14 protein-coding genes are annotated in these 12,488 nt (G+C 37.1%); 3 read left to right on the top strand and 11 right to left on the bottom strand.

Annotated features, from left to right (window positions below; translation table 11 throughout):
* Nucleotides 1–96: 96 nt before the first annotated feature.
* The 5 genes from fabZ to mreB form a co-directional block, all read right to left on the bottom strand.
* Nucleotides 97–516, bottom strand: coding sequence for a 3-hydroxyacyl-ACP dehydratase FabZ (fabZ, locus tag GMD78_RS15160; RefSeq protein ID WP_155669769.1), 420 nt, complete (start codon nucleotides 514–516; stop codon nucleotides 97–99).
* Nucleotides 517–899: 383 nt separating this feature from the next.
* Entirely contained in the window at nucleotides 900–1,271 is a 372-nt protein-coding gene (locus GMD78_RS15155; RefSeq protein ID WP_155669767.1) for a DNA-directed RNA polymerase subunit beta, read from the bottom strand.
* 93 nt (nucleotides 1,272–1,364) lie between these two features.
* Nucleotides 1,365–2,183, bottom strand: a complete 819-nt coding sequence (locus GMD78_RS15150; RefSeq protein ID WP_155669765.1) for a flagellar hook-basal body protein — start codon at nucleotides 2,181–2,183, stop codon at nucleotides 1,365–1,367.
* A gap of 66 nt (nucleotides 2,184–2,249) precedes the next feature.
* The gene (locus GMD78_RS15145; protein ID WP_155669763.1) at nucleotides 2,250–3,053 is read right to left on the bottom strand and encodes a flagellar hook-basal body protein; all 804 of its coding nucleotides are present in this window, start codon (nucleotides 3,051–3,053) and stop codon (nucleotides 2,250–2,252) included.
* A 91-nt stretch (nucleotides 3,054–3,144) separates the two neighbouring features.
* The gene (gene mreB, locus GMD78_RS15140) at nucleotides 3,145–4,146 is read right to left on the bottom strand and encodes a rod shape-determining protein (RefSeq protein WP_155669762.1); all 1,002 of its coding nucleotides are present in this window, start codon (nucleotides 4,144–4,146) and stop codon (nucleotides 3,145–3,147) included.
* Nucleotides 4,147–4,312: 166 nt separating this feature from the next.
* Between mreB and GMD78_RS15135 the strand changes: the two genes are divergently transcribed.
* The 3 genes from GMD78_RS15135 to GMD78_RS15125 all read left to right on the top strand — a co-directional run bounded on the left by GMD78_RS15135 (nucleotide 4,313) and on the right by GMD78_RS15125 (nucleotide 6,167).
* Nucleotides 4,313–4,546, top strand: a complete 234-nt coding sequence (locus tag GMD78_RS15135) for a hypothetical protein (RefSeq protein WP_155669760.1) — start codon at nucleotides 4,313–4,315, stop codon at nucleotides 4,544–4,546.
* Between the two features lie 60 nt (nucleotides 4,547–4,606).
* The gene (locus GMD78_RS15130; protein WP_155669758.1) at nucleotides 4,607–5,641 is read left to right on the top strand and encodes a nuclease-related domain-containing protein; all 1,035 of its coding nucleotides are present in this window, start codon (nucleotides 4,607–4,609) and stop codon (nucleotides 5,639–5,641) included.
* A 148-nt stretch (nucleotides 5,642–5,789) separates the two neighbouring features.
* Nucleotides 5,790–6,167, top strand: coding sequence for a hypothetical protein (locus GMD78_RS15125; RefSeq protein WP_155669756.1), 378 nt, complete (start codon nucleotides 5,790–5,792; stop codon nucleotides 6,165–6,167).
* A 115-nt stretch (nucleotides 6,168–6,282) separates the two neighbouring features.
* On the opposite strand, the gene spoIIID is transcribed toward GMD78_RS15125, so the two are convergent.
* The 6 genes from spoIIID to GMD78_RS15100 all read right to left on the bottom strand — a co-directional run bounded on the left by spoIIID (nucleotide 6,283) and on the right by GMD78_RS15100 (nucleotide 12,487).
* Nucleotides 6,283–6,564: a sporulation transcriptional regulator SpoIIID gene (gene spoIIID / locus GMD78_RS15120; protein ID WP_343042355.1), complete on the bottom strand. Its 282-nt coding sequence runs from the start codon at nucleotides 6,562–6,564 to the stop codon at nucleotides 6,283–6,285.
* A 624-nt stretch (nucleotides 6,565–7,188) separates the two neighbouring features.
* Nucleotides 7,189–7,323 carry a hypothetical protein gene (locus GMD78_RS21770; RefSeq protein ID WP_281349712.1) on the bottom strand — a complete coding sequence of 45 codons (135 nt, stop codon included), beginning with the start codon at nucleotides 7,321–7,323 and terminating at the stop codon, nucleotides 7,189–7,191.
* 65 nt (nucleotides 7,324–7,388) lie between these two features.
* On the bottom strand, nucleotides 7,389–8,420 hold the full coding sequence (locus GMD78_RS15115) for an AimR family lysis-lysogeny pheromone receptor (protein ID WP_155669754.1): 1,032 nt from the start codon (nucleotides 8,418–8,420) through the stop codon (nucleotides 7,389–7,391).
* 583 nt (nucleotides 8,421–9,003) lie between these two features.
* The gene (spoIIQ, locus tag GMD78_RS15110; RefSeq protein WP_155669752.1) at nucleotides 9,004–9,870 is read right to left on the bottom strand and encodes a stage II sporulation protein SpoIIQ; all 867 of its coding nucleotides are present in this window, start codon (nucleotides 9,868–9,870) and stop codon (nucleotides 9,004–9,006) included.
* Nucleotides 9,871–10,093: 223 nt separating this feature from the next.
* Nucleotides 10,094–11,245: a stage II sporulation protein D gene (gene spoIID / locus GMD78_RS15105; RefSeq protein ID WP_155669750.1), complete on the bottom strand. Its 1,152-nt coding sequence runs from the start codon at nucleotides 11,243–11,245 to the stop codon at nucleotides 10,094–10,096.
* Between the two features lie 234 nt (nucleotides 11,246–11,479).
* Complete coding sequence (locus GMD78_RS15100; protein WP_155669748.1) at nucleotides 11,480–12,487, bottom strand: ABC transporter ATP-binding protein; 1,008 nt, start codon at nucleotides 12,485–12,487, stop codon at nucleotides 11,480–11,482.
* Nucleotide 12,488: the final 1 nt, after the last annotated feature.

Raw genomic sequence — 12,488 nt, 5'->3', positions numbered from 1 at the left:
TCTTGGAAGGAACTACCTACAATAATTTTCCGCGTAAAAAATAGTGACTTTTTGCAAAGTCACTATATATTCTGTAAGTACACAAATATTATTCTTTTATTTAATCGCAAACATAATCTCCGCTTCGCATGCTACTTCACCATCAACCGTTGCAATCCCTTTTCCTTTTCCAACAGGGCCTTTTAGTCGCGTAATTTCTACCTCAAGCTTTAGTTGATCCCCTGGTCTTACTTGACGTTTAAAGCGACATTTATCTACTCCAGCAAGAAACCCTAACTTACCTTTATTTTCTTCTTTGCTAAGCATGGCAATGGCACCTGTTTGTGCTAATGCTTCAACAATTAATACTCCAGGCATTACTGCATATTCTGGAAAATGTCCTTGAAAAAATGGTTCATTCACTGTAACGTTTTTAATCCCTACTACGCGCTTTCCTTCCTCCATTTCTTCTACCTTGTCCACTAATAAAAATGGATAGCGATGAGGGATTACTTCTTTTATTTGTTCAATATTCATATATGATGCTCCTTTTTATGTATTCAGCTTTTCCACTATTATAGCAGAAGATAAGAGGTGTTGGCATTTGCTTGTATTTTTTCGGATGTATTTTGTGGGTGAGTTTTTTATTTGATGTAGAATGCGCAGTAAATTATGGTATGAGAAACTTGGTTAAAATTTGAGATGTAATGTACTCCCCTGATATCGCACCGAAATTCATTTGGCTTTCACTTCCAGTACAAGGACGACATGATCAAGTTCCGTTTAGTCGCGATTACAGTGTCTACTTTGCCGCGAGCGACTGGTGAGCTTCCTCGTACTGTCGTAATGACAATATCTCACCGATGCCTTCACTCCCACTAAAAAAGCCTACACCTCTCTTTAAGAAGTGCAAGCTTGAATTATTCTTTCTTAATAATATCAATAATATGTTGCCATGTTTCTTTATTCAATGCATCTTTTGGATCCCCGTCACCGATCACGCCAAACCCAATCATTAATCCACCTATTAAAGCCGCTCCAGCAAGTAAAAGAACTACAATGATACGTAGCCAAATCGGGAAAATACGACGGCGAGATCTTTTCAGTTTTCTTTTTTCTGCTTTTTGTTTTTTCTTCTGTTGTTTTCGTGTTTGCTTATTTGTCTCGGTCAGCTCTTCTTCGTAGCTACGGGATCTTTTTCGCTTACGTTCAACAGAATGATTATTACTTTTTGGCTTGGGCTGTTTTTGGTTTCGATTGGCTTTTTGTTCCGATTGGTTAGTTGTTGACATTTTGGTTCTCCTTACCCTTACATCTAAAATTTACTTTAAATCCTACTCTACCTTTCACCAAGAGCAATTAGGACTGAATTAGAGTAACGATGATTAACGTAACTGATTAATCAGACCCATCATTTGATCTGAAGTTGAAATGGTTCTCGCATTAAATTGGTACGCACGTTGTGTTAAAATCATCTCTGACATTTGCTTCGATAGATCAACATTTGAATTCTCAAGTGCTCCACTTCGTAGTGATGGATCTACACCTTGGATAATTTCCCCAAATTGATAGCCTAACTCAGCTAAATTTGGCAGACGGAAATTATTATCACCTGTAGCTTCAAGTAACCGCGGGCGAATTGCTTCTACGGTTTCTAATTCCCCAACTAGCTCCGTTTGATTTCCACGGCGAACATTTATTAATCCATTTTCACTAATTGATATTTCATCAAATCCATCTGCAAAAACAATTGGTCCATTTGCCCCCAACACTGGATGACCATCTTTTGTCGTAAGCATCACCTGATTGTTATCCATCGGACTTAAATAAAATGAACCATCTCTTGTATATCTTGTCTCGGTTACATCATTTTCTGTTACTTGAATTTGAAATAAGTGATTTGATTGTTGCAAAGCTACATCTAGCGATCGACCAGTCTCTTTGATTGCCCCTAATGATAAATCAATATTAATCGACCCAAGCTTGGCACCTGAACCAACCCGTATTCCATCAGGAGTTAATCTCCCATCTGCATTAGCTGGGTTATTCATATTATTTATTTGTTGAACTAAAAGGGACGAAAAATCTGCATTACGTGTTTTGTATCCAGTTGTATCACTATTAGCTAAATTGTTTCCAATTAAGTCTAACTTATTTTGCAGCTGGTTCATCGTAACTGCAGCTTGAGTCATTATCCTAGACATAATCTTTCCTCCTGATCAAAATCTCACCATGGTTAATTTAGTATATGCGTGCAAGTAATTACTTTATTAGCTAATTCTGCCAATCTCGTTAACGGCTTTGTCCATGCTTTCATCATAAGCTTTTAATACACGTTGATTTGTTTCAAACATCCGGTATGCTTCCATCATTTTTGTCATGGATTGCATTGAATCAACGTTTGACCCTTCAAGGAAACCCTGTTGGATCGTAAATGTTGCATCAGCAGGAACAGCTCCCGCTTCCCCATTAAAAAGGTCATTTCCTTCTTTTTCAAAGTCATTAGCATTAGCTGTGTAGGCAATACCAAGTGGGATGTTTTGTCCATTCACTTGAATTGCCCCTTCTGGTGTTACGGTAAATTCCATCCCATCAGTTTGGATTGGATTACCTGCTTGATCCAACACATAATGGCCATGATTTGTTACAAGATATCCTTGTCCATCAACGGTAAAATTACCATTTCTTGTATATCTTACTTCACCTGCATCGTTTTGCACCGTGAAGAATATACTTCCTGTTTCATCTGGCATATTGCCATTTACTAGTGCTAAATCGGTTGTAATCCCTGTATCACGAATATCACCTTGTGCAAAATTAGGAACGTATTCCTGTACATACACTCCAGTACTTAATGATCCAATAGGATTACTTACCGGATATTTTATATTATGTTGTGTTGGGATATTTTTTGAACCCATTTGATGCATTAACATTTCTGGAAATGAACGTAAGGTTGCTTGATCTGCTTTATAACCAGGTGTGTTTGCATTAGCAATATTATTTGATAACGCTTCTTGGTGTCGCTGCTGTGCAATCATTCCGCTTGCTGCGGTATAAAAACCTCTTAACAAATGGTTCCCCTCCCTTATTTAGGTTTCAAATCTATTTTTAACGGGTAATAATAATTGTCTACTCTTATATTTCGGCTATTTTCGTCAGGAATTAAACGATTTTTCGGCGTTCGATTTTATCAATATTTTCCAGCATGATGCCAGTTCCCTTTGCAACACAATGCATTGGTTCTTCCGCCATGAATACTGGAACTTTGAGTTCTTCTGCCAACAGCTCATCGATTCCATGAATCAATGCTCCACCACCAGTTAAGATCACACCGCGATCAATGATATCTGCTGAAAGCTCAGGTGGTGTGCGCTCAAGTACCGTTTTTGCACCTTGAACAATAAGTGATACCGGCTCACGTAACGCCTCTTCAATTTCATTCGAACGAACGGTAATCGTACGTGGTAGTCCCGTTACCATATCGCGTCCGCGAATATCCATTGCTTCATCACGAGAGTCTTTAAATACTGTTGCTACATTGATTTTTATATTTTCTGCAGTTCGTTCCCCAATTAAGAGCTTGTACTTTTTCTTAATATACTGAAGAATTTCTACATCAAACTTATCCCCAGCCATTTTAATGGATTCCGAAGTAACAATATCTCCCATTGAAAGCACCGCTACATCTGTCGTACCGCCACCAATGTCAACAACCATGTTTCCACTTGGTTGATAAATCTCCATACCAGCTCCGACTGCTGCAACTTTTGGTTCTTCCTCTAAATAAACCTTTTTACCTCCTGATTTCTCAGCAGCTTCCTTAATCGCTTTTTGTTCAACTTTTGTAATATTTGTTGGACAGCAAATAAGCATTCTCGGTTTAGATAAGAAGCCCTTTACATTTATTTTATTTATAAAATATTTTAACATTGCTTCTGTTACATCGAAGTCAGCAATAACTCCGTCTTTTAGCGGGCGAATAGCTTCAATATTCCCCGGCGTACGTCCGACCATTCGACGGGCTGCCTCTCCGACTTCAAGCACTTTCCCTGTATTGCGGTCCATCGCAACAACAGAAGGCTCATCAAGTACAATTCCTTTTCCTTTTACGTGAATTAATACATTAGCTGTTCCAAGATCGATTCCTATATCCCTAGAAAACATGTCCGATATATCCTCCTAACATTAATTACTACTTGCACCTGTCCGAAAACACAATGCCACTTATATGATATTTTACCACAAAAATATACAATAAACTGCAATAATAGGAAAAAGGTTGGAATTTTTTTGTTTTTTTGTGGGGTTTGGGGGTGGTTTTCTGGGAGATGTGTCTGATGTTGGGAGAGATGTGTCCGATGGTGGGGGAGATGTGTCCGATGGTGGCGGGGATGTGTCTGATGTTGGGGGAGATCTGTCCGATGTTTGTTGGAATGTGTCCGATGTTGGTGAATACCTGTCCGATGCTTATACGGATTTGTCTGATGTTCCACTGAATCTGTCCGATATAACTAATTTACAAGTCACAAAGTACATTAAAATATTCAATAATAATTTTTTTTAATTTGAAGAAGGAATTATAGTTCTTTATGTCGAATTATATTTTAAAAAGGAGTGATTTTATTTGATTAATAAGTTTCGTACAAAACCACATATTATTCTCTGTTTTGAAGCATTGTTTAGATTTTTAAAGAAAACAGTAAGGAACTCTAACCTTCTTCTAGAGGAATACGCAAGTTACCTCGCAGGTTACCGTGGTGAAAAAGCTACTGATTATACTTTATCCATTTACCCTCATAAAAACTCTTGGATATACCAAGACCTCCGACTAAATAATGGTCCCTTTCATTTTCAAATTGATACATTAATTGTCACTGCAAAGTTAATAATTATTTTAGAAATTAAAAATTTAAGGGGAGAATTAGAGTATGATTCTCGAACTCAGCAGCTAATCCAAAAATATGGTAATGTTAAAAAACGTCACAAAAGCCCCATATTACAAGCCGAGGCTCAAAAAATGAATTTAATTAAATGGTTAAATGACCGAGGATTCCCTCCTATTCCTATTGAGACAATCGCTGTTATTAGTAATCCTTCATCAATTCTGGTAAATGTCCAGGATGACCCCAGTATTTTCAACAAACTAATTAATTTAGAAAATCTTCCACCCATTCTTAATGATCTTTTCGATAAGTACAATGTGAACAGATTTGATAAGAAAACAATTACTGAATTAAATAATTATTTATTAAATGCACACAACCCACTTGATACAGATTTAATTAAACAATTTAACGTTACAGAAAATAACCTCATCAAAGGTATTCCTTGTTCGAAATGCGAACATTATCCAATGGTCCGTCAGAATAAAACTTGGTTTTGTCAAAAATGTCACCATGTAGATTCAAAAGCACATGAAAGAGTTATTCTTGATTACTTTCTATTGTTTAATACTACAATTACAAATAAGGAATGTAGAGAACTGTTACAATTAAAATCTTCTAAAACAGCCTACCGTTTGCTCAGGGCTATGAACCTTGAAAGCACTGGCAACAATAGTGCTAGAAAATACCATGCACCTCCACTTCATGAATTCCCTCAAAATTCATCCATCCCAAATGATATCAATTCCCAAAACTATAATATAGAAATAAGGTAAGATTTATTGTGAAAATAAGTTAAAATCTATGATCGTTTCCAACTTCTGATATCTCGTTTCTTGTGTCCGATATTTCCACGCGTGTGTCCGATGGTCTCCCACGAGTGTCCGATATTCTACCGCGCGAGTGTCCGATGGTCTCTCGCGAGTGTCCGATGGTCCCGCGCGTGTGTCCGATGGTCTCCCGCGTGTGTCCGATATCCTCCCACGAGTGTCCGATATCCTCCCACGAGTGTCCGATATCCTCCCACGAGTGTCCGATATTCTACCGCGTGTGTCCGATATTCTACCGCGTGTGTCCGATATTCTCTCGCGTGTGTCCGATATTCTACCACGAGTGTCCGATATTCTACCGCGTGTGTCCGATATTCTACCGCGTGTGTCCGATATTCTACCGCGTGTGTCCGATCGTTCTCCCGCGTGTGTCCGATCGTTCTCCCGCGTGTGTCCGATCGTTCTCCCGCGTGTGTCCGATCGTTCTCCCCTCCCACACAAAAACGCAGCCCCCCAAAGGCTGCGTTTTTGATTCTACTATGTTCGCGATTTACCGAATTGTTCCCTTCTAACCACCTCCTTTTAGTTGGTAGTGAGAAGTTCCGCTTACTTTATTACTTACTTACTTTCAAGCTTCAATACCCCTATTACCCTACTGGTTCGACTTTTTTATCGGATTTAGAGTCGGTCCGGTATTTCTTTCGGGTTGCTTCTCCTCCACGGAGGTGGCGTATTGATTTGTGATACTCGAGAATTTCTTTTACTTTTTGAGATAGCTCTGGGTTTATTTCTGGTAAGCGTTCTGTTAAATCTTTGTGAACTGTGCTTTTAGAAACACCAAATTCTTTTGCTATCACTCGGACGGTTTTTTTCGTCTCCACGACATATTCACCTATCCTGATAGTTCTTTCTTTGATGTAATCGTGCACACCGTTCGCCTCCCTATGTTGAATATTTCCGAGGTGTGGGTTGAGACTAGGTGATTCGAAAAAATTAATGATTGCCTGTTCACTTGGCAAATTCCGTCGTTTTTCCGATTTCACACTTCTGAACACGCTGGCAATACAATCATTGTGGCTAACTAATATTCGTGGGACATGTTAATGAGCGATAAATGATAGTGCAACGTTTTTACAATGGTTATATGGTTGTTTTAAGTTTTAAGTAACGTTTATCCATATGTACTTTTTCTTCACTGAGATTATGTATATGATGTATTTTGTAAAGGTAGTATAAGAGCCACATGAGCTCTCACCTCAGACTTACTGAATGCTTGTGTTTGTAACATTTTATTACGAAGGTGGGGGGATTATGATTAAAAATAAACAATGGACGAGGAGGACAAGAAGTTTTTTTGTAATTATTAAAATATATTTAAAATTTACGCCTCACATTCATTCGTATATGAGATTTTTCAAGGTTATGAACTGCTAAATAAAAAACTCCACGCTTTAAATAAGCATGGAATTTTTCTTTGCTATATAATTGGATTCAACTAGTTGAAACTGACATTTCTCATCCCATCAATAATCTTTTTTCTCTATTTATAAAACTCATGATGAAGTGTTTAAATTATCAAGTTCACCGTACTCTGGATCACAAAGTAGTTGGGTGTTGTCCTGAATTGTAGAAAAGGCAAACATAAAAACTAAAAATGTCAAAAAGACTAACGCTTTTATGTTTTTCATCCTATTCCTCCTCTCACCTAAAAGTACTATCTGTGATATTTAGTTGAATCCTATAACAACCAAATTTATATGCCACCTAGCTTCTTTAGTGCATTTATTGGGAGCCTGCTGAAAAAGTAATCACTTCTTTTCTCTAAAAATAATGTTGATGATTCCAACAACATGTTTTTATCTTGTTTTGCTAGTCCCATATAATAGAGCTTAAATGGACTGTTTAGCTCAACGTTCTCTAAAAGTTCAATTGCTTTTGTATAATTTCCCTTTGCAATTTCAATATGGGCTTGTTCGGCTACATCATCTGTAGATATACCTTCTACCTTATTAAAATTCGCTGAAAGGAATGGAATATTGTTATTTTCAATGGAGTAGATAACTTTTTTCATGTTATATTTTTTGGCGATTTTCAACGCTTCTTTTAAGTGATACATTCCCTGGTTATAGGTATCAAATGTATAGGTTAGTCCAAGGTTAATGTGGAGACCAATTTTGGTACTCGGGTTCTTACTTTGGTTAATCGCACGGAATGCATATTTTCGAGCCATAATTAATTCATTTCGTTTCCAATAGTAAACAAACAGCTTTTGATATAATCTCAAGTTAAGAGATGAAAGCATAAATTGATCGTCAATAGCATCAAATAACTCTTGCTGTTTAGATAGTAGATTTCCGATTTTGCCGAACTCTTGCTGACTATAGTATGTATTCACTATAGTGAACTCTATTAAACATCTTAATTCTGGAGAATTTGTATGAATGCCTAACAATTCTCGACGTAACTCTTCCTGAGATAAGCGTCTTGCTCTTCTGTCCAATTCTAGCTGATATACTTTTGCCCATTGACGATTAGAAAGATGTTCTGACTTTTCATTAATGTATATTAGCTGTTTTAGGTCTTCATAAAAACCGTTGATATATAAAAATTCTAACCCTTTTTTTTGTATCTCGCTGGAAGTGGATTGTAAACAGTATTTTCGAGTCAAGTCCATTGCTACATGCTCATCGTGTTCCTGGCTTAGTAATAAGATGACTTGACTCATCGTTAATTCTGTCATAGACGACATATAGCCAGGAATTAATTTGATACTTTCAGAGTTCATAATCGGGGATCCTGCCTTTCTAATACACGGAGATTTATTTCTAGCATGTTGTAATCGGTTTGTATTTCTTTGAGGTGTTTTCTAATAGTAGTATTTTCCTAGTGGAATAACACAAAAAAGTTTGTAAAACATGTCGGAGAGTTTCTTTTACAAGCTTTGCTAGATTTGTCTGTCTGAAATTGTAAGCTAAAATTATATTATCACATATTATGCTAAATACAAGGTAGAATCGTTCGACAAATTTCTTTAGCTACCATAGAACTAGACGAGGTTTTGTCGAAGGTTGTTGAATAGGAGAAATGATATACTTCCTAATTATTCGTATATCCCAAGACCTATATTTTTTTCAAGTAGTATCTATTAAAAGAACCTTGCAACTATACTTCTTCATCTTTATAAGAGAAAAGACCCATTACTATCTTTTTAGTAGCCTTTGTTATATTTACTTTAGAATACTTGGTTTTTGCCAATTCTTTATGGCAAAAGCCTTCGTTGCATTTATACAGGATAGGAAATTATACTTTCCTATCTGCCAAAAAAAATCCTAGTAAATTAAATTTACTAGGATTCAAGTTTACTTACATTATTCAGCACTATCTGTAGAGTCAGCTTCCTCATCATCTGTAGAGATTCCGCTAGTTTGTTCATCATCATCTTCTGCGTCATCCTCAGATGATTCACTTGGTTCTTCTTCATCCATGCCTTCTTCTTGGTCACCACTGTTTTCATTATCTTGTTGTTCAGTAGTTTCCTCTGAAGCATCTAATTTACTTAACGGCTGGTTAAAAAATTCCTCAGGATTCACATCTTTTCCATCTTTACGTAATTCAAAATGTACATGTGTACCATTATCCTTACCGAATAAGTTTTGTCCAGCTGTTCCGATCACATCGCCTTGTTTAACTTCATCTTCTGGTTCAACATTAACCTCACCAAGACTAGCATAATAAGTAGTTACATCATTGTCGTGTGATAGAATGACGACATTACCAAGTAAAGGATCTTCTTTTACCTCAGTAACCGTACCACTTAAGGATGCAACAACATCGAATGCTTGGTCATCTGCAAACTTAATGTCGATACCAGTGCTTTGATAGTAACGATTGTTATATAGGATCAGTGCATTTGCTTGATCCTCTTCCTCTGCGTTGAAGTCATAATACTTAGTTACGATTTCTGCTTGATCGTGATCATTAACAGGCATTTTAACTACCTCTTGTTGATCCATAACCGTTTCTGCATCATCTCCATGTGGATTTGGAGAGTAGTTATCTGTTAACTCTTCATTTCCCTCTGTAACATCTGGAACTTGATTATCCAGGTTGTTATACCAAACAACTACAGCTAACAGAATTGCAGCAACTGTTAAATAAACTGCTGGGAAGAACCATTTCTTGCGGAAAATGCTGCTCCACTTATTTTTTGAAGCGCCTTTGTTTTCCTCTTTCATTGATCATCACCTCAACAACCATTCTGATCAGAAAAAGGGAAAACTATACATTCTAAGCAAATTTTTTTCTATTTTTATGTGTTTTTTATAAAAAATTGGGTATATTAAGCGTTTACAACCTATATATGAAGCTTTTTTTAGTAGTTTGCTTGATAGCTTTCTATCATTTATGTTTCGTTTGGATAAACAAAAACCAGCCTATTAAAAAGGCTGGTTGATGATATTACCTTGCAACTATTGCAGGAGCAGAATCAGATACGGTACTGATCTCAACATCCTTATAATAATAAGTTACGATTTCCTCATACGTTTTTCCTTCTTTTGCCATTCCATTAGCACCGTACTGACTCATGCCAACTCCATGACCGTTTCCTTTTGTTTTAAATATAAGGTAATCGTTTTTTTGCTCAATTGTAAAATCACTGGACCTTAGTTCAAGTGCATCACGGACATCTCTTCCAGAGAATGTGTACTCTCCTAGCTTCAGTTCTTTCACACGGTTACTCTCTGTACGTGTTGTTTCAATGGCAAATTGATTGTTGTCAGGTAGATCGATTTCTAATTTATTTTCTACATCTGCAATTTCAAACGTCTCTTGGTCTAAAAAGTAAGGGGAAGCTTCATCCCATGGACTTTCTACACTTCGTAAGTATGGTATTTCATTTGAATAATAATCCTCGGAATTCTCGGTATAACCATTACTTGTTGAAAAAAACTGCGGATCAATTGGAGAGTTATTATAGGTTAAAATTTTCCCTTCCGTTGCTGCTACTGCTTCAGCAATTTTTTTCATATTCGAATTATAATTTTTTCCCCAGATATCTCGCAATTCATCTTCACTTTTATATACTTGATCAAAAATCGAATCACTCACATCTGATTCAGCATCCTCTTCTTGGTATATCAATTTATTGACGATATATGTTCTCGCTGCAAGTGCTTGTGATTTCAATGCCTCCATCTCAAATTCCGCTGGCATTTCGCTTGCGACAACCCGCGAAACATAAGTCTCTAACGGTACATCTTCTATGCTGTTAGTTTGAGTACGCATGACGGAAACGGTAACGGCTGAATCCGTTTCTAGTAAATCCTCATATTCAGATTCTTGTTCCATCGTTGAAGCCTGATACTGATCTTTGGAGATGGATGGTACAACAATTAGTGTAGGAATAACTAGAATGATAACAATTAGGCCGACAATAAAAATACTTGGTAGCTTCCACTTAGAGTGCCCCTTATTCATCTTGGCACCTAACGTTTTAGGCGAAGGCAGATTACGATTGGTGACTTTGTTGGTTTTGGATAACTGTTGTAAAGAAGCTTTTTGCTTTAATTTTTTCTGGATTAGCTTACTATTATATTTGCGGTTACGCATTAGTCGGTACCCTCCTTACAATTTTTGGAATGTAGTGGATATAGAACAAGCCTTTCTAGTATTCCTACTATTAAACTTATACAAGTAGAGGGGACAATAGAACTTAAGATTGGGAAAATTATTTATCGAAGTGGACAAATCTAGTTATATAATTTAGCTTTTCATGCAGGATAAGAAAGCTTTATACTTTTCTATCTGGAAAAAAATAGAGGCTGTCCATTGTGAATGGATGCCTCATCGAATATTTACTATTGTTTCTTGTTGCTTCTTATTTTTATGCTTATCATTATATAAATGACAGGCAACAAAATGATTCTCCTCTACTTCCTGCCATTCTGGTTTTTCCTGTGCACAAATATCCATCGCAAATGGGCATCTTGTTCGAAATACACATCCGCTCGGTGGATTAATCGGACTAGGCAGCTCTCCTTGTAAAATGATGCGTTCCCTCGATTCTTCAACGTCGGGGTCTGGGATTGGAATTGCGGATAAGAGTGCTTGTGTATATGGATGGAGAGGATCTTTATATAAATCCTCACTAGTCGTTAATTCAACCATGTTTCCTAAGTACATAACCCCTATACGATCGGATATTTGTTTAACCATGGATAAATCGTGGGCTATGAATAAAAAGGTTAGCCCTTTGTCATTCTGAAGCTCCTTCAACAGATTAACTACCTGTGCTTGCACCGAAACATCAAGTGCAGAGATTGGTTCATCAGCAATGATAAAATTCGGACGCAATGCTAAAGAACGAGCAATTCCAATTCGTTGTCGCTGTCCCCCACTAAATTCATGTGGGTAACGATTGGCATGATCTCGGTTTAGACCAACTTCTTCTAATAATTGATACACCATTTCCAGCTGCTCTTTTTTACTCGTATGCATTTTATGGACTTCCATCGGCTCCGAGATTACTTCTTTAACCGTTGAACGAGGATTTAATGACGCATATGGGTCCTGAAAAATCATCTGCATTTTTCTGCGCAGCTTAAATTTTCCCTTCTCATCTAATTCATGTACATTGTCTCCATCATAGATCACTTCCCCAGCTGTGCGTTCATACAAGCCCATGATGGTTCGACCGATTGTGGATTTTCCACAACCAGATTCACCAACTAGACCGAATGTTTCCCCTTTATAAATATGGAAAGTAACATCATTCACCGCCTGGAGAATTCGGCCTTTTCCAAGATTAAAATACTTGGTCAGGTTCTGTACCTGTAATACTTTTTCATCCATC

The organism is Ornithinibacillus caprae (assembly GCF_009728145.1).
In the GTDB taxonomy this organism is placed as follows: domain Bacteria; phylum Bacillota; class Bacilli; order Bacillales; family Amphibacillaceae; genus Ornithinibacillus; species Ornithinibacillus caprae.
The sequence above is the reverse complement of the archived record's forward strand: the minus strand, read 5'-3'. Positions and strand labels throughout refer to the sequence as shown.